The following is a 16,003-nucleotide window of genomic DNA, read 5'->3' on the forward strand; positions in this document are numbered from 1 at the left end:
TTATGTAAACTACGCGCAGATATTAACTTTTCGTTTACCATGTCGGTTTACCTTCTGCTCATGAACAAAAAACGGACAGCTCAATCACATATATCATCGGGAAAACATGGTTTTCTACCGGTGCGTCGCGAATTGGACTCTGGTCAACGCCTGTTCATTGCACAGCAATCCCCCGCTGCGCAGCATATGACCAGTGAAAATTTGCACATATTCTGCACATTCTTTGGATGACAAAGTCTTTGCGCAGGCAGGAAAGGGTAATTTCATGACCAATCAACTTTCTAAACTTCACCGTTTTACCAAAACAGGTGCGGCATTTTTGGGGTTGGCAATATCCACCCTAGCCTTGTCACCGCTCGCCGCAACCAGCGCCTATGCACAAATTGAATCGATAGACCCCAATGATGTTATCGATGCGGATCTGGACAATCCGGCAAGCGTCGCACGCGATGAAGCGCAGGCGGCCCGCAATGCCGTAGAAGATGCGGCCACCAACCCTGATTTTTCACGCGATGTCGACCTGCCATCAGATGCCGGTGTTGATTTTGAACAGGCTGGCGATCTTAGCGGTGTCGATGTTGAGACCGTTAGCAATGGCGGCGATCTGGCCAATAATGATGCACTGCCCGGCCCATCACCTGATGGTGCGGGTTTTGAAACCGTACCCGCAAATGGTGCACAGGCCAGCAATGGCACTTTTCAGCAGGACGACCTTATCGGAGCGGCTGAAGGCGTATTTGGCAAGGGCGCCAAAGGCTTGGCCAGCCTGATTGAAGACATTTTGAAAGATCAAGGCCAGCCCAATGGCTATATTGTCGGCCGTGAAGCAGGCGGCGCATTCGTGCTTGGTCTGCGCTATGGCTCTGGCACATTATACCATGCGGTGGAAGGCGAGCGCCCCGTTTATTGGACCGGCCCGTCTATCGGGGTGGATGCAGGCGCCAATGCCGCCAACAGCTTCACCCTGGTCTATAATCTTTATGACAGTGAAGACCTGTATAAGCGCTTCGGTGCCGGTGAAGGCCAGGCCTATTTGATCGGTGGTTTTAACGCCAGCTATCTGCGCCGCGGCAATGTTGTGCTCATCCCCATCCGTGTCGGCGTTGGTGCGCGTTTGGGTGCCAATATCGGCTATCGCAAGTTCAGCAAGAAACAGCGCTGGTTCCCGTTTTGATAAAGGGCTAACAACCATCACAATCTTTAGCAAAACCCCGGAGGCAGCTTCGGGGTTTTTCTTTTGTTGCGGCCTTAAGAGAAAAACACTGCCTGCCGCGCTTTTAATTGGATTTTGGGCGCAATTCTTCTTGGCCAAGGCCTGCGCATCCGCTTATAGATCAGGCGATTCATTTCTCCGGACAGAAAGCGCACTGCCATGCTTGATAACCTCCAACCCTCCCCGCCCGATGCGTTGCTCGCGCTGATTAAACTCTATGCAGCCGATAGCCGCACGGATAAGATTGATCTGGGCGTTGGTGTGTATCGGGACAATGATGGCAATACCCCGGTCTTTGCCGCGATCAAGGAAGCGGAACAGCGGCTTGTCGATCACCAGCCCAGCAAATCCTATCTTGGGCCAGAGGGTGACATGGCGATGGTCAATGGCCTGCTGCCGCATATTCTGGGTGATGTGAACAACACTATCAAAATCGATGGCCTGCAAACACCGGGCGGAACAGGAGCGGTGCGTTTGGCAGCGGATACGCTTTATGCCGCTGGTGCGCGGCGCATCTGGCTGGGCACCCCAAGCTGGCCCAACCATGCCCCGATTTTCAAGGCCGCGCAGATGGAGGTGCTGACCTATAGCCATATGGATGTGGCGACGCAGAGCCTTGATTGGGATGCTTTATTGGCCGCGCTGGACAGTGCGCAAGCGGGTGATGTCGTGCTGTTGCATGGCTGTTGCCATAACCCGACGGGCGTGGATTATAGCGCGGAGCAATGGGCGCATATCTGCGCGGTTATGGCGCAAAAGCAGCTTTTCCCGCTGGTTGACTTTGCTTATCACGGGCTGGGTCAGGGTTTTGATGCAGACAGTGCGGGCCTGAAAACCGTATTGGCCCATCTGCCCGAAGTGATGATTGCCTATAGCTGTGATAAGAATTTCGGCATGTATCGTGACCGTGTTGGCGCGCTTTATGCGGTGGTGCAGGATGAGAATGTCCTGACCGATGTGAAATCCAATATGGCCAGCCTGGCGCGCGCCAACTGGTCCATGCCGCCCGATCATGGCGGCGCAGCGGTGCGGATTATCCTGGAAGATGCCGCGCTGACCGGCATGTGGCGTGACGAGGCAGAGGCCATGCGGCTGCGCATGCGCAAAGTGCGCGATATGCTGGCCGCAGCAGGACAAGCGGGCAGCGCGGACTTCCGCCCCTTGGCGACGCAAAATGGCATGTTCTCCATGTTGCCGCTGAACAAAGACCAGATTTTGGCCCTGCGCAACGATCACGGCGTCTATATGGCCGGCTCCGGCCGCATCAACGTCGCGGGACTGTCCGAAAGCAATATCGGGAAGTTTGTTGAGGCGGTTGGTGTGGTGAGCGGGTAGATCACTCCCGCTTCATTACGCCTTAATCCTGTCTCTCCGCACCCCTGAGCTTGTCGAAGGCGAAGGGTCGAAGTGCGCTTAACAATTACAGACAATGCCGAGAAACGAGCCTAGCCATGGGTATGAGAAGTTTGTTAAAAAGGTTGGCATTGTTGATGAGCCGGTAAAAATTATAACGCTCCCCAAAACGGCAGTATTTTGACATTTGCTTTGCCTAATTCAATTTTTGACTCTTATTTTCTATTACCTTCTGCCACTATACTTACATGTATAGATTATACCTAGATGAAGTTGGAACAGATGGCCTCACAAATTTGCATAAGGACAGGAACCGCTATCTTAGCTTGACAGGTGTAGCCATAGAGATCGCGCATGCCAGAGACGAATTAGAACCGAGATTTAATCAAATCAAAGGCGCTATATTCGAGCATGACCCTGATAGTCCCATTGTTTTTCATCGAAGTGATATATTGGGTGGCAAAGGGCCATATGCGAGGATTAGAACTGATAGCGAATTCAGAAAGAGATTTGACAAAGCTATCTTAGAGGTTTTTCGTGCCATTGACTACACCGTAATTACGGCACTGATAGACAAACAATGGATGCTGAGCCAGTTGCATTGGAAAGATCGTCATCCTTACCATTTTCTTATGGAAGTCATTGTCGAGAAATATGCACAATTTTTAGAACGAAAGAGGCAAGTGGGCGATATAATGCCGGAAAGTCGGCAAGCTAAAGATAAGTTACTACAATTAGAATTCGAGCGCTTTAGAAATGAAGGAACACGGTACGTCAATGCTCAGCGTATCCAATCTGCTATGCGAGCGAAAAGCCTCAAATTTCGTACTAAAAAGGATAATATTGCGGGCCTTCAGCTATGTGACTTATTAGCACATCCTAGCCATATGTACGTCCGAAGTGTGATGGGCCATGAAGTCAATCTAGGTCTGTTTGCAAATCAGATACGGCCAATTTTAGTTGGGCACAAATATGACAGATCCGCTTGGGGTAAGATACAAGGCTACGGATATAAATACCTGCCAGAAACACAAAGGGCGACCTAAGCGCCGCCCCGATGGATTATGTACCATCTTGTTACCAACCGCCGTAGCATTGGATTAATTTATATATAATCAAGTTTGCCTAATTTTGCAAGGCATTTAGCTTTAGCAACAACCTAACACGATACTGAACCTCACAAAAACCCGTCCAGCGTTTCCATAAATAGCCCAAATTGGTCATGGTGTAGCCAATGGCCGGCATTGGCGAATTCACGGACTTCTACATTGTCGCCGAAATGCTTTATGCGGCCGTCTTTTTGTGGGTTGCTGGCCCAGCTGTCGGCGCCATAGAGCATCAGCGTGGGGCAGGTGATATTGCGCCACATCTCCTCTGTCGCGTCGCTGGGCAGGTCATGTGGCCACCAATTGCGCATTAGCGGGTCGAATTTCCAGCTATAGCTGCCATCTTCATTGCGGACCACGGCATGGACGGTTAAATGGCGCACTTGTTCGTCAGAAAGATGCGGGTTCTCGGTTTTCATCCGCTCCAGCGCGGCATCAAAATCCTTATAGCGGCGCGGCGCGATATCGGCATATTTTTGCTTCGTCTCCATCCATTCGCGCAAACGGTTGGCGGTGCCTTTGGCGGCCATCTCTGCCTGAATTTTAGGCGATGGGCCCAGCCCTTCAATCGCCACCAGCTTCTTCACCTTATCAGGGTATAAACCGGTGTAGCGAATGGCGATATTGCCGCCCATGCTGTGCGCAACAATGGTTACGGGTGCCAAATCCATTTGGTCAATTAACTGTTTCAAATCATAGATATAAGATAATATGGGGTAATTGCCGTCGCTCGCCCACTGGCTGTCCCCATGGCCGCGCAGATCAGGCGCGATAATATGATAATGTTCGCGCAATGCCTGCGCTGTCCAATCCCAATTGCGGCAATGGTCACGTCCGCCATGCAGCAGGATAAGCGGCGGCGCATCCTGATTGCCCCAGTCAACATAGTTAAGGCGCAAACGCTGGGAGAAATAGCTGTTCGATGCGGGGCCAATAAGGGTCATAATATATGTTCCGAGAATTATGTGCTGAGCATGTATGCTGTGCGGCTATGGCAACAGATTAGCCGCCAATGGCGCAATTGTCGAAGCCTGTTTCGCGGTGCCAAGCGACCTGCCATTTCTTTCTCTCACGATAATGCGCTGCGCTCATATCTCCGAGGGGCGGGCTTTGACCCGGCGGCCGGTCGGCCTTGCGCACCCTTGGGTTCGGTTTTGCACCTGCCTGGCACCAAGGCGCTTGAAAAACTTAGCCTGCCGCGCGGCTGATGATATCGGCCATCGCCATGGCGGCTTTTGCTGCTTCGCCGCCTTTGTCTTTCTCATCCGGCTTGGCGCGGGTTAGGGCTTGTGCGTCATTTTCAACTGTCAAAATGCCATTACCGATGGCGATGCCGTCCAGCGTTAGCGCCATGATGCCGCGCGCGCTTTCATTGGCGACAATCTCAAAATGATAAGTTTCCCCGCGAATAATTACGCCAAGTGCGACAAAGCCTTCAAATGCATTGGTCTCCACCAGCGCCGAAATTGCGCCCGGAACCTCCAATGCGCCAGGAACGGTGACAATTTCCACATCATGCCCGGCCGCTTCCAGCGCAGCGCGTGCGCCGCTGATCAACAGGTCATTCAGCGCATCATAAAAACGGGCTTCGACGATACAATATTTGGCCATATTACGTAATCCTTATTCCATGTGTAGAGTTTAGCCCAAGGGCACTGCGCGCTGTCCTGTGATCCGCAGGCCATAGGCATCAAGCCCGACCAGTTCATGGCTGCTATTGCTCAACAATTCCATATCCTGCACGCCCAAATCCGCCAAAATCTGTGCGCCAACGCCATAATCGCGCAGCTGGTCCGGCATGCCGCTTGCTGGCGCGGGCGTGGCGGGCTTTTCACCCAAAAGGCGTTTCACCTGGCTGGAAAGGAAGTTGCGGCCGGTTTGCGGGATCATGACGATAAGGCCAGCGCCCTCTTCACCAATGATTTTCATTGATTCGGCCAACATGCCCGTTGGCGCCGATGCCGCGCCAAAAATATCGTCAAACACGCTTAAGGCATGCATGCGCACCAAGGTCGGATTATCAGGGTCAACATGCCCTTTTTGCAGCACCAGCTGCTCCGTCTGGGTGGCGTGGTTATAATAGGTGATGGCATTCCACTCCCCGCCCCAGCGACTGGAAAAACGCGCCTCTATGCGCTTTTCGGCCAGATGGTCATTGCGCAGGCGATAGGCTATCAAATCGCGAATGGTGCCGATTTTCAAATTATGGGTGTGGGCAAAGGCAACCAGATCATCGAGCCGCGCCATCTCACCATCATCACGCATAATCTCACAAATCACACCCGACGGATTCAACCCGGCAAGGCGCGAAACATCCACCGCTGCCTCTGTATGGCCCGCGCGGACCAACACGCCGCCATCCTTTGCCTGAAGCGGGAAAATATGGCCCGGCGTCACGATATCGGTCGCGCCCTTATTGCTGTCCACCGCAACCGCGACAGTGCGCGCACGATCGGCAGCGCTAATGCCCGTTGTAACGCCTTCGCGCGCTTCAATAGAGATGGTGAAGGCGGTGCTATATTGTGCGCGGTTATTCTGGCTCATCATATCAAGGCCCAGCTCATCCACCCGCTCCTTGGTCATCGCCAGACAGATTAGCCCGCGGCCATATTTCGCCATGAAATTGATTGCATCAGGCGTCGCCATTTGCGCGGGGATAATCAGATCGCCCTCATTTTCGCGGTCCTCATCATCCACCAAGATATACATGCGGCCATTACGTGCTTCATTGATAATCTCTTCAGCGCTGGCCATTACCGCCGTGCCATCCTGCGCCAAATAGGCCTCTAGCTTGGCCAGTGTTTCCGCTGTCGGGTTCCAATCGTCATCGCCCAATTTGCGCAGGCTATTGGCATGCAGGCCGGCCGCACGCGCCAGACCGGCACGGCTCATCTGGCCTTCCTCAACAATTTCAATCACACGGTCGATCAGCGGGGTTTGCATGATAGTCTCTCCATAAACAGCATATGCTCAGTAGCGCTGTGATAATATGGAGCAGATATCACACTATAATGTGAATTTCCAGAGTAGAGCGCAATTATTTTGCCATATGCGTCTGCATTCGCTGTAAATAGCGGGCCAGAACGTCAATCTCCAAATTCACTTCATCGCCTTGCGCCCAATGCTGTGCTGTGGTCATTTCAGCCGTGTGCGGAATGATGTTAAGCGTGAAAATGCTAGTATCTTCATGATCTTCAACGCTGTTTACCGTCAAAGATATGCCATCGACAGTGACCGAACCCTTGGCCGCAACAAAGGGCGCGATGGTATCGGGCATGGAAATCACAATGTGATGTGAACCGCCAACCGGTGCAACGCTATTGATGCGGCCAACACCGTCCACATGGCCAGTGACGATATGACCGCCCAGCTCATCGCCCACTTTAAGCGCGCGCTCCAGATTAAGCGGGCGACCAACAGCGAACATGTCCGCCGCGACGCAGCGTATTGTTTCGCCCGATACGTCAACGGCAAACCAATTGCCCGCATCATCATGGCCCTTATCAACCACTGTCAAACACACCCCGGAACAGGCAATAGACGCGCCCATATCAACGCCCGCCATATCATATAGGGTGCGGATAGTCAGACGCAGATCGCCGCGCTGCTCTGCCTTTTCAATGCGGCCAATATCGGTAATAATGCCGGTAAACATAGTCTTCTCCTGCGCGTCTATTCTGTGCGCTTTTGCATCTGCTTATGCAGTGCGCCAATAACGTTCCATTCGGTCTTTGCCAAGCATGCGGCTATCGACCAGCCGCCATTGATCATGCGCATCAGCCAGCGACGCCAAACCAATATCATGCAGCGCGGCCCGCCCCTTGCCGATGATGATGGGCGCGCGGTAGATCAGCACTTCATCCACCATATTGGCGGACAAAAAGGCCGCTGCTGCCCCTGCGCCGCCCTCTACCATGATATGATGGACATCGCTTATATCGCCAATCTGGCTTGGACTGCTGAGCGTTAACCAGCCCTCGCCATATTGCTCTGCCACCGGCCCTTGGCGCGTTAAAACGGCACGTCTTGGGCTGCGGCCCCGCAATCCAGGCAAGCGCACATCCAATCGCGGCTGATCATGGCGCAAGGTTTCGCCGCCAACCACAATAATATCCTGACGCGCGCGCTGCGCATGGGCATGGGCGCGGGCCTGATCGCCCGTAATCCACTGGCTTTCGCCATTGGCCAGCGCAATCTGTCCATCCAATGATGTCGCCAGTTTCAGCATGATATGCGGGCGACCACGGGTTTTCTGGCTGATATAACCGGCCAGATGATGCGCGGCCAGATCGCGGCCTATGCCCGTCTGCACACTAATACCCGCCTGTTGCAGACGCGCGATTGCTTTGCCCGCGGTGCGCTGATCTGGGTCCTCCAGCGCGATGATGACGCGGCGCGGCGCGGCCTCTGCCACCAGATCTGCACATGCCGGTCCGCGGCTGCTGATATGCGCGCAAGGCTCCAGCGTGATATAAAAATCGCAATCGCCAAAATCATTTATGCCGGCGCGCTTTGCTCCACTGATCGCCATAGCCTCTGCATGCGGGCGGCCGCCCTGTGCCGTGACCCCGCGCGCCACCACTATATTATTGCGCACGATCAGGCATGCGATGCTGGGGTTGGGCCGCGCCAATATTGCGCTGCGCTGCGCCAAATTCAGAGCAGCCGCCATCCAGCGCTGGTCCGTAACTGCATCAACCAGGGCCTGTGACCCGCCAGCACTCACTCCTGACCCACCGCTTCACCCCCATTGGCATCCTCATCATCATCGACATCGACACCGCTAGCCTCTGCCAGATCGCGGTAAAATTTCTTTATCTTCTCGGCCTGTTCACGATTGCGCTCAAACTCGGCATCACGTTCCAGCCGGTTCTGCTCGTAACGCGCTTCTTTCTGTCTTAAAGTCTCATCAATCGGCGGTAAATCGACATAATCAACCTCATATGGTCGCGGCTCGATACGGAAATTTGATGCTTGCCCCAAAAACCCGCCCAATATGCAAATGGTGAGCGCACCTGCCAAAGCCAAAAAGCGAATACGATAAGGGCTATCCCATTTCAGCATTGCCCAAAGATCATTTACCGCACCGCTGGGCGAAATACGGTTCCAATAGCGAATGCGTTCGGCAGGCATATGATAGCGCGGCTTGCTCTTGCGCCGCTCTTTAACATCAGGGCTTTTCTGCGTCTCAGCATCGGGTGAGTCATTGGTCATGCCGCCATATATAGGCAGCAAAGCAGGGCGCGACCAGCCCCCTCTGACTGGCCGTAATAATCTAACCCCGCTTATTGATCGTTAATAGTGAAATTTACGCTGATCGTCTTCCAATCCTCAATCGGCTGACCATCGCGCGTGGCTGGTTTGAAACGCCATTTACGCAAGGCATGGCGTTCTGTCGCTTTGAAAAAGGCTGGATCAGTGGCAGAAATCTCTTCAACCGCTTTTACTCGTCCATTAGTGCCGACCAACACCCGCACTTTGACCACGCCCTCTATACCCGCACGCAATTTTCCGCTGGGGAAATTGGGCTGGAATTGCCGCGCAAAGCGCTGATCCCATTGCGGCGCGACCAAGACAGGGTCCGGAATAGGAATAACGGTGATCGCGCCATCATCAATGGCAGTGCCGCCACCCGGCAAAGGGTCTATGCCAAAATCGCCATTCAATATTGGCTCACCAATAGTGCCAAAACCCCGTTCAATCGGGAAAATCGGGTCCGGCGCGGTAGGTGTTGGTGCAGGTAGAGGTGGCCGCGGCTTGACGATGTCTTCCACTTTTTCAATCGGTTTTGGTGGTGGCGGCTCTGTTATGGGTGTGATTACACTAACTGGAATAGCATCAGGCCCATCTTCATCAACAATGATAGCGGTGGGCAGCAATAACAGGGCTGCAATACCCACACCTTGTAAAGCCGCCGTAATAACAGCACTGCGCAGCTTATCCTTATTGTCTGTGCCCAGCCCGTCATATTCACCATAGCCGCGTGTTGCAAAAGCCATTTTCACTCTCCTTTTCATCCCCTGAATGGTGATTTTGCAGATATGGCATAAGCACCAAACAGTTATGTTATACTATTACATTATGGCATTTTGTCAAGCGTTCCGTAGGGGAAGCCTTAATGAAGAACTCTCTTAACCAAGCAAAAGCCTAGATTTTCGCGCTTTTCGTGGCGTAATTTTTATGCGTTAATGGCTTTATTATTGGCATTATATGGCTAAGCTACCCCCATGTACTGGCGTTTTGTGTCTCTGACAGCTCTCTGCTTATTGCTCTTTGCGTGTGACGAAACCGATAGACTGAATGAGTCCGATGCGTTTTCTAGGTGGCTTAGCGAAAAGCCCGAACGCGCTACGATCTTTGCCGATTTTCAGCACTATTTAGCAGCACAAAATGTTGCTGGCATTGTGCCGGATGCCGATCTGCTCATTACAGACAGCCAATATCGCAGCATCAAATGTCCAGTATCAATCTATGCCATGCCGCCCCGCGCTGCATGGCCGCATATCGCAGCGACACTGGCTTTGGTGCGCGACAAAGTCATTCCGGCCATTGGGCCTGTTCGCATTGTCTCCGGCTATCGCCCGCCAGAGTTCAATCGCTGTATCCAGGGCGCAAAGCAAAGTGCACATATGGGCAAAGGCGCTTATGATATGGTGGCGCGTGACGAGAAGCTGCCCAAGGCAGTGCTTTACACAAAACTGTGCGCCGCATGGCGGCAATCGCCGGAAAGTAGCTTCGGGCTTGGTGCCTATTATGACGTCAATGACCCTGATCGCAGCAAAGGCCGCTTTCATATTGACGCCAGCGGCTATCGCAGTTGGGGTTTTGGCTATAAAGGGTCGAGCAGCCCCTGCCGCCAACTCCTATAGAGGGCACTTAAGACTGCATAATATGCGGTTTCTATCGGTGCAGCGATTATATCTGTGCAGCACGGGCCAGACGGCGCAGCGCGACATTACGGCCCAATATCGGCAGCAATTCGCCCATATCCGGCCCGTGATTTTGGCCGGTCAATGCTTGGCGCAGCGGCATAAACAGGCCCTTGCCCTTGCGGCCAGTTGATGCTTTCAGGCCACCCGTCAATTCGCTCCACGCCTTATCTGACCAGCTTTGTGCGGATAGCATATCATGCGCGGATTGCAGATAGTCGCGGTCCTCATCAGAAAATTCGGGCAATTCAATCGGCCCTTCGACAATGGCCCACCAATCGGCAACCTCACCCAAATGGGCAATATTCGGGCGGATGGCATGCCAGGCATCAGCATCTATCGCTGCGGGCAAGCGGTCTTTCACTGCATCATGCTCCAGCTTATGCACAATTTGCGTGTTGAGACGCATCAGGTCTTCAGGATCAAATTTTGCCGGTGCGCGGCCAAAACGCTGAAAATCAAAACTGTCGATCAATGCCGCCATGTCGGTTTCAGGGATGACCGGGTCACTGGTGCCCAGCCGCGCCAGCATGGCCAGCACAGATTGCGCCTCAATATGTTGTTCGCGAAACTCTGAAACACCCATTGAGCCAAGCCGTTTGGACAATTTACCCTCTTTACCCATCAGCAAGGCCGTGTGCGCAAAGCTGGGCACACTTGCACCCAATGCTTCAAACATCTGTATCTGCGCTGCGGTATTGGCAACATGATCTTCACCGCGCACCACATGGGTGATGCCATGATCGGCATCATCAATGGTGGAGGGCAGCATATAAAGCCATGACCCATCGGCACGGCGAATCACTGGGTCCGACAGCGCGGGTGGTTCAAAACGTTGCAGCCCGCGCACCAGGTCGTCCCACTCAATCCGCGCATCATGGTCCAGCTTGAAGCGCCAATGCGGCGTGCGCCCTTCGGCTTCATAAGCAGCAATCTGTTCAGCACTATCATCCAGCGCGCCGCGATCATATACCGGCGCCAACCCACGTGAGCGCAGCACCTTGCGTTTCAGATCCAACTCCTGCGCGGTTTCGTAACAGGGGTAAACACGGCCATCTGCCCTTAGTTTTTCAAAAGCAGCCTCATAGGCGTCAAAGCGCTCCGACTGGCGGAAACTGCTATCCCAGTTGAGGCCCAGCCACTGCAAATCCTGCTGGATGCCGGTGACATAGTCTTCCTTGCTGCGCTCCGGGTCGGTATCATCAATACGCAGCACAAAATGGCCGCTGGTTTTCTGCGCCCACATCCAATTGTGCAGGGCGGTGCGGATATTGCCGATATGCAAATGGCCGGTCGGCGACGGCGCGAAACGAATTTTTGTGGTCATGGAACGGCGCTTTGCCCGTTTTGCCATAATTTGTCGAGATGGCGCGATGAAATGACGCAATAAATTGCGCTAAATATTCTCATCACACCGTGCGAAAAGCGTTTGTAATGGGGTAGCGTCTGTCTCGGCCAAAATTGCGGCTGCCCAATTTTACGCCGGGCGGGGCCTGGCGGCGTTTATATTCAGCGATGTACAGCAAGCGCTCAATACGGGTCACGACATCACGGTCAAAACCCTTGGCGACCAGATCATCGACCGACAGCTCCTCCTCAATCAAACCGTGCAGCAGCGGATCAAGCACGTCATAATCGGGTAGGCTGTCACTGTCTTTCTGGTCAGGGCGTAGTTCGGCAGATGGCGGCTTGGTGATAACGCTATCGGGCATCACCGGACCATCGGGCCCTAAGCCAAGCGAAGGTTTATTGCCGTTGCGCCAGCGCGAGAGATCAAACACCGTCAGCTTATACGCGTCTTTCAACACCGAATAGCCGCCCGCCATATCGCCATAAATGGTCGCATAGCCAACGCTCATCTCGCTCTTATTGCCGGTGGTCAGCAGCATATGGCCAAATTTGTTGCTCAACGCCATCAGCGTAACGCCCCTGATGCGCGATTGGATATTCTCCTCAGTTGTATCAACATCGCGGTCGGCAAAGCTGCCCGACAGCATCGCATCAAAACCTTCAACCGCCGGATTGATGGCGATTGTGTCTAGCCGCGTGCCCAGCATTTGGGCGCAGCCTTCGGCATCATCCAGGCTTTCCTGACTCGTAAAACGGCTGGGCATCATCACGCACCAGACGCGCTCTGAGCCCAGGGCATCCACCGCAACCGCCGCTGATAATGCACTGTCTATACCGCCGGACAGGCCCAGCACCACGCCGGGAAAGCCATTGCGATTCACATAGTCGCGCAAGCCGACTATCATTGCATTATAAATATCTGCCGGATGTTGATCCCATGACGCCAGAGCGCCTTGATGGCATTCCCACTTGCCATTTTCCAAGCGATTCCAGATAGTTGTTTCGCTATGCTCATCCCAATCGGGCAATCGGCATATCGTCTGGCCATCGGCATTGAGCACGAAAGAGCAGCCGTCAAACACCAGTTCGTCCTGACCGCCAACACGGTTGAGAAACAAGAGCGGCAGTCCTGTCTCTTTCACCCGCGCACGGAAAACATCCATTTCGCGGTGGTCATCTTTGTCAATTTCATAGGGACTGCCATTGACCGAGATTAATATCTCCGCGCCCTGTTCGGCCAGATGGCGCGGCACTTTGGGTAGCCAGCCATCCTCACAAATCGGCAGGCCCAGCCTTACACCGCGAAATTCAACAGGGCGCGGCAAGGGGCCAGGCGCAAAAAGGCGCTTTTCATCAAAAGTACCATAATTGGGCAGCTCATGCTTAAACCGCACATCCGCCACCTTGCCGTCATCCAATATGGCGACACCATTGTGCAGCCTATCGCCATCAGTAAAAACACTGCCGACCAGCATGGCCGGCCCGCCATCAGAAGTGGCCGCCGCCAAACGGTCCAGCTCTGCCGCTGCGCGGTGAATAAGCGCGGGTTTCAGCACCAGATCCTCGGGCGGATAACCGATTAATTGCAATTCGGGAAAGACGATCAGATCAGGCTGCGCATCCGCTGCTGCGCCCTGCACAGCATCTGCACGCGCGGCCAGCATAGCATCGGCATTATCGCGCAACGCGCCCATTTTCTGGTTGAGCTGCACCATGGTTATTATCAGGCGATTGGTCATGCCCCAAATGATAGGCAGCACGCCAATAGGCCGCAATGATTATTCTGACCATACAGGCCATGAATCGGCTGTCGAGCTGAAATAATAGAAATGATGACAGCTGGCAGACAGAAATTAGGGGATTTGACTTCTTATACTCTTTTGCTTTGGCGCTGTCGCCGCTAACACCATCACAAAATTGTCACGCGCAAAACCGTCACGGGGAATTCGCCATGAAAATCATGTCTGCCAACAGCAATCTGCCTCTCGCTCGCGCTATTGCTGCTTATCTGGAACTGCCGCTAACCGATGTCAGTGTGCGGCGCTTTGCAGACGAAGAGATTTTTGTCGAAATCCATGAAAATGTGCGCGGTGAAGATGTGTTTGTTCTGCAATCCACCTGTTACCCCGCCAATGACAATTTGATGGAATTGCTAATCTGTATCGATGCTCTGAAACGTGCATCGGCGCGGCGCATTACCGCCGTGGTGCCCTATTTTGGCTATGCCCGGCAAGACCGTAAACCCGGCCCGCGCACGCCGATATCGGCCAAGCTAGTCGCCAACCTGATCACCGTGGCGGGCGCGGACCGTGTGCTTTCGGTTGATCTGCATGCAGGGCAGATTCAGGGCTTTTTCGATATCCCGACAGACAATCTTTATGCCGCGCCAGTAATGGCCGCGGATATTCAAGCGCGTTTTGGCGGGCATGAACTGATGGTAGTGTCGCCTGATGTTGGCGGCGTGGTGCGCGCACGGGCATTGGCCAAAAGGCTGGACAATGCGCCGCTGGCCATTGTTGATAAACGCCGTGAAAAGCCCGGCGAATCTGAAGTGATGAACATTATCGGCGATGTGTCGGGCCGCTTTTGCGTGCTGATCGATGATATTGTCGATAGCGGCGGCACATTGTGCAATGCCGCAGAAGCCTTGAAACAGGCGGGCGCGGTTGATGTCGCGGCCTATATTACGCACGGCGTTCTTTCCGGCAATGCGGTCAGCCGTGTTGATAATAGCGGCCTAACTGAATTGGTGATTACCGATTCGATTGAAGCGACAGAAGCGGTAAAAAACTCGCAGCGCATCCGCCAACTGCCCATGGCGCCTTTATTGGGCGAAGCAATCCGCCGGATAGCCGATGAGAGCTCCGTCAGCAGCCTGTTTGATTGATAACAAGCCGCGTTTTGTATTCCTATTATAAGGGTCCGCCATGACCAAAGATGATATTGCCCTTGCATCCCGGCTTGCCGATGCAGCGGGTGCAGCCATTCGCCCCTTTTTCCGCGCGGTGTTTGAAACTGAGCGTAAGGGCGATAGCTCCCCCGTGACAGAGGCGGACCGCGCAGCAGAGGCCGCGATGCGTCAGATATTGGATGCAGAGCGCCCCGATGATGCGATTATTGGCGAGGAATATGGCGAAAAGCCGGGCACATCGGGCAAGCAATGGGTGCTGGACCCGATTGACGGCACCACCAGCTTCATTGCCGGACGGCCGATTTTCGGCACGCTGATTGCGCTGTTGGAAGGTGGTTTCCCCGTTATTGGCGTGATCGATCAGCCCATTGCCAAGGAACGATGGACCGGCGTTATGGGCCGCTGCACGACCTTCAATGGCCAGCCGGTCAAGACACGCCCCTGCCCCAAGCTGGACGAGGCGATTTTGGCTTCAACCAGCCCGCATCTCTTCACTGACCATGATGCCGACCATTTTATGAAGCTGGCCAAGCAAACCGAAACCCGCCGCATGATCTGGGGCGGGGATTGCTATAATTATGGCCTGTTGGCCAGCGGGCATATTGACCTGGTGTGTGAGAGCGGGTTGAAATTGCATGATTTTGCCGCGCTGGTCCCCATTGTGGAAGGTGCAGGCGGCCATATGTGCGATTGGCAAGGCGACCCACTGCACGCCGCCAGCGATGGCCGTGTCGTCGCCATCGGCGATTCCGCTCGGGTGGAGGACGTGCTGGTCGCAATGGGTGTCGGCTGATGAAATTTGACTATTTGAAAGATTTGTTCTTGACCGCCGTTGCCAAGTGATTCAGAGGTAATGAATTGGGAGTGTAGCCGCACCGTCATTCTGGTCCGTGATTAGAATCCGAATGAGTACTGACGTGGCCAGCGACGGGTATGTGCTTGCACAGCCTCTCGCCTCCCATAACGCCAGCGTGTATAATGTCGAACGTTTACGATCTTCATAACACACTACCTTTCTGCATGTGAGGTTAAGCTCACTCTCCAAGAAGCGTTTTGCCCCTCGCCCTAAAAGGGGTTGCGTGGAGATACAGACCGGTAACGGTGCGACTACATGTTAAGTGTGGTGGCCCAACCCGATTCG

Annotated in this window: 15 protein-coding genes; 6 read left to right on the top strand and 9 right to left on the bottom strand. The window is 53.9% G+C overall.

The genetic code is table 11. The features are described from left to right. Window positions 1-265 precede the first annotated feature (265 nt). From ACR9YC_RS13140 to ACR9YC_RS13150, 3 genes are all read left to right on the top strand, one after another. Window positions 266-1,174: a DUF1134 domain-containing protein gene (locus ACR9YC_RS13140; RefSeq protein WP_438728381.1), complete on the top strand. Its 909-nt coding sequence runs from the start codon at window positions 266-268 to the stop codon at window positions 1,172-1,174. Window positions 1,175-1,372: 198 nt separating this feature from the next. Beyond that, window positions 1,373-2,548: an aromatic amino acid transaminase gene (locus ACR9YC_RS13145; RefSeq protein WP_438728384.1), complete on the top strand. Its 1,176-nt coding sequence runs from the start codon at window positions 1,373-1,375 to the stop codon at window positions 2,546-2,548. A gap of 266 nt (window positions 2,549-2,814) precedes the next feature. Beyond that, window positions 2,815-3,612 (top strand): DUF3800 domain-containing protein, encoded by a 798-nt coding sequence (locus ACR9YC_RS13150; RefSeq protein WP_438728386.1) that lies wholly within the window; start codon window positions 2,815-2,817, stop codon window positions 3,610-3,612. A gap of 131 nt (window positions 3,613-3,743) precedes the next feature. Here ACR9YC_RS13150 and ACR9YC_RS13155 read toward each other — a convergent pair whose 3' ends face one another. From ACR9YC_RS13155 to ACR9YC_RS13185, 7 genes are all read right to left on the bottom strand, one after another. Further along, a complete protein-coding gene (locus tag ACR9YC_RS13155) occupies window positions 3,744-4,616 on the bottom strand; it encodes an alpha/beta fold hydrolase (protein ID WP_438728388.1) in 873 nt (290 codons plus the stop codon). 244 nt (window positions 4,617-4,860) lie between these two features. Continuing rightward, window positions 4,861-5,283 carry a 6,7-dimethyl-8-ribityllumazine synthase gene (ribH, locus tag ACR9YC_RS13160; RefSeq protein WP_438728391.1) on the bottom strand — a complete coding sequence of 141 codons (423 nt, stop codon included), beginning with the start codon at window positions 5,281-5,283 and terminating at the stop codon, window positions 4,861-4,863. A gap of 30 nt (window positions 5,284-5,313) precedes the next feature. Further along, window positions 5,314-6,615, bottom strand: a complete 1,302-nt coding sequence (gene ribB, locus ACR9YC_RS13165; RefSeq protein ID WP_438728393.1) for a 3,4-dihydroxy-2-butanone-4-phosphate synthase — start codon at window positions 6,613-6,615, stop codon at window positions 5,314-5,316. A 94-nt stretch (window positions 6,616-6,709) separates the two neighbouring features. Further along, window positions 6,710-7,327, bottom strand: a complete 618-nt coding sequence (locus tag ACR9YC_RS13170) for a riboflavin synthase (protein WP_438728395.1) — start codon at window positions 7,325-7,327, stop codon at window positions 6,710-6,712. 42 nt (window positions 7,328-7,369) lie between these two features. Then, window positions 7,370-8,344, bottom strand: coding sequence for a bifunctional diaminohydroxyphosphoribosylaminopyrimidine deaminase/5-amino-6-(5-phosphoribosylamino)uracil reductase RibD (gene ribD, locus ACR9YC_RS13175; protein ID WP_438731851.1), 975 nt, complete (start codon window positions 8,342-8,344; stop codon window positions 7,370-7,372). Window positions 8,345-8,394: 50 nt separating this feature from the next. Continuing rightward, a complete protein-coding gene (locus ACR9YC_RS13180; RefSeq protein WP_438728398.1) occupies window positions 8,395-8,886 on the bottom strand; it encodes a hypothetical protein in 492 nt (163 codons plus the stop codon). 71 nt (window positions 8,887-8,957) lie between these two features. After that, window positions 8,958-9,671 carry an energy transducer TonB gene (locus tag ACR9YC_RS13185; protein WP_438728400.1) on the bottom strand — a complete coding sequence of 238 codons (714 nt, stop codon included), beginning with the start codon at window positions 9,669-9,671 and terminating at the stop codon, window positions 8,958-8,960. A 228-nt stretch (window positions 9,672-9,899) separates the two neighbouring features. On the opposite strand from ACR9YC_RS13185, the gene ACR9YC_RS13190 reads away from it, so the two are divergent. Continuing rightward, the gene (locus tag ACR9YC_RS13190) at window positions 9,900-10,541 is read left to right on the top strand and encodes a D-Ala-D-Ala carboxypeptidase family metallohydrolase (RefSeq protein WP_438728402.1); all 642 of its coding nucleotides are present in this window, start codon (window positions 9,900-9,902) and stop codon (window positions 10,539-10,541) included. 46 nt (window positions 10,542-10,587) lie between these two features. Here ACR9YC_RS13190 and gltX read toward each other — a convergent pair whose 3' ends face one another. Continuing rightward, window positions 10,588-11,928 carry a glutamate--tRNA ligase gene (gltX, locus tag ACR9YC_RS13195; protein WP_438728404.1) on the bottom strand — a complete coding sequence of 447 codons (1,341 nt, stop codon included), beginning with the start codon at window positions 11,926-11,928 and terminating at the stop codon, window positions 10,588-10,590. Window positions 11,929-12,010: 82 nt separating this feature from the next. Next, window positions 12,011-13,690 (bottom strand): NAD+ synthase, encoded by a 1,680-nt coding sequence (locus tag ACR9YC_RS13200; protein ID WP_438728406.1) that lies wholly within the window; start codon window positions 13,688-13,690, stop codon window positions 12,011-12,013. A 212-nt stretch (window positions 13,691-13,902) separates the two neighbouring features. Here ACR9YC_RS13200 and ACR9YC_RS13205 point away from each other — a divergent pair, with 212 nt between their 5' ends. Continuing rightward, the gene (locus tag ACR9YC_RS13205) at window positions 13,903-14,838 is read left to right on the top strand and encodes a ribose-phosphate pyrophosphokinase (protein WP_438728408.1); all 936 of its coding nucleotides are present in this window, start codon (window positions 13,903-13,905) and stop codon (window positions 14,836-14,838) included. 40 nt (window positions 14,839-14,878) lie between these two features. Further along, window positions 14,879-15,655 carry a histidinol-phosphatase gene (hisN, locus tag ACR9YC_RS13210; RefSeq protein WP_438728410.1) on the top strand — a complete coding sequence of 259 codons (777 nt, stop codon included), beginning with the start codon at window positions 14,879-14,881 and terminating at the stop codon, window positions 15,653-15,655. The last annotated feature ends 348 nt before the right edge of the window (window positions 15,656-16,003 follow it).

Origin of the sequence: Parasphingorhabdus sp. DH2-15 (assembly GCF_051668705.1) — a bacterium.
In the GTDB taxonomy this organism is placed as follows: Bacteria; Pseudomonadota; Alphaproteobacteria; order Sphingomonadales; family Sphingomonadaceae; genus Alterisphingorhabdus.

Excerpts from the sequence above, each read along its gene's own strand:
- hisN (WP_438728410.1), top strand. The coding sequence starts at position 14,879 with ATGACCAAAGATGATATTGCCCTTGCATCCCGGCTTGCCGATGCAGCG.
- ACR9YC_RS13145 (WP_438728384.1), top strand. The coding sequence starts at position 1,373 with ATGCTTGATAACCTCCAACCCTCCCCGCCCGATGCGTTGCTCGCGCTG.
- ACR9YC_RS13185 (WP_438728400.1), bottom strand. The coding sequence starts at position 9,671 with ATGGCTTTTGCAACACGCGGCTATGGTGAATATGACGGGCTGGGCACA.
- ACR9YC_RS13180 (WP_438728398.1), bottom strand. The coding sequence starts at position 8,886 with ATGACCAATGACTCACCCGATGCTGAGACGCAGAAAAGCCCTGATGTT.
- ACR9YC_RS13140 (WP_438728381.1), top strand. The coding sequence starts at position 266 with ATGACCAATCAACTTTCTAAACTTCACCGTTTTACCAAAACAGGTGCG.
- ACR9YC_RS13190 (WP_438728402.1), top strand. The coding sequence starts at position 9,900 with ATGTACTGGCGTTTTGTGTCTCTGACAGCTCTCTGCTTATTGCTCTTT.
- ribD (WP_438731851.1), bottom strand. The coding sequence starts at position 8,344 with ATGGCGGCTGCTCTGAATTTGGCGCAGCGCAGCGCAATATTGGCGCGG.
- gltX (WP_438728404.1), bottom strand. The coding sequence starts at position 11,928 with ATGACCACAAAAATTCGTTTCGCGCCGTCGCCGACCGGCCATTTGCAT.
- ACR9YC_RS13205 (WP_438728408.1), top strand. The coding sequence starts at position 13,903 with ATGAAAATCATGTCTGCCAACAGCAATCTGCCTCTCGCTCGCGCTATT.
- ribH (WP_438728391.1), bottom strand. The coding sequence starts at position 5,283 with ATGGCCAAATATTGTATCGTCGAAGCCCGTTTTTATGATGCGCTGAAT.
- ACR9YC_RS13170 (WP_438728395.1), bottom strand. The coding sequence starts at position 7,327 with ATGTTTACCGGCATTATTACCGATATTGGCCGCATTGAAAAGGCAGAG.
- ACR9YC_RS13155 (WP_438728388.1), bottom strand. The coding sequence starts at position 4,616 with ATGACCCTTATTGGCCCCGCATCGAACAGCTATTTCTCCCAGCGTTTG.
- ribB (WP_438728393.1), bottom strand. The coding sequence starts at position 6,615 with ATGCAAACCCCGCTGATCGACCGTGTGATTGAAATTGTTGAGGAAGGC.
- ACR9YC_RS13150 (WP_438728386.1), top strand. The coding sequence starts at position 2,815 with ATGTATAGATTATACCTAGATGAAGTTGGAACAGATGGCCTCACAAAT.
- ACR9YC_RS13200 (WP_438728406.1), bottom strand. The coding sequence starts at position 13,690 with ATGACCAATCGCCTGATAATAACCATGGTGCAGCTCAACCAGAAAATG.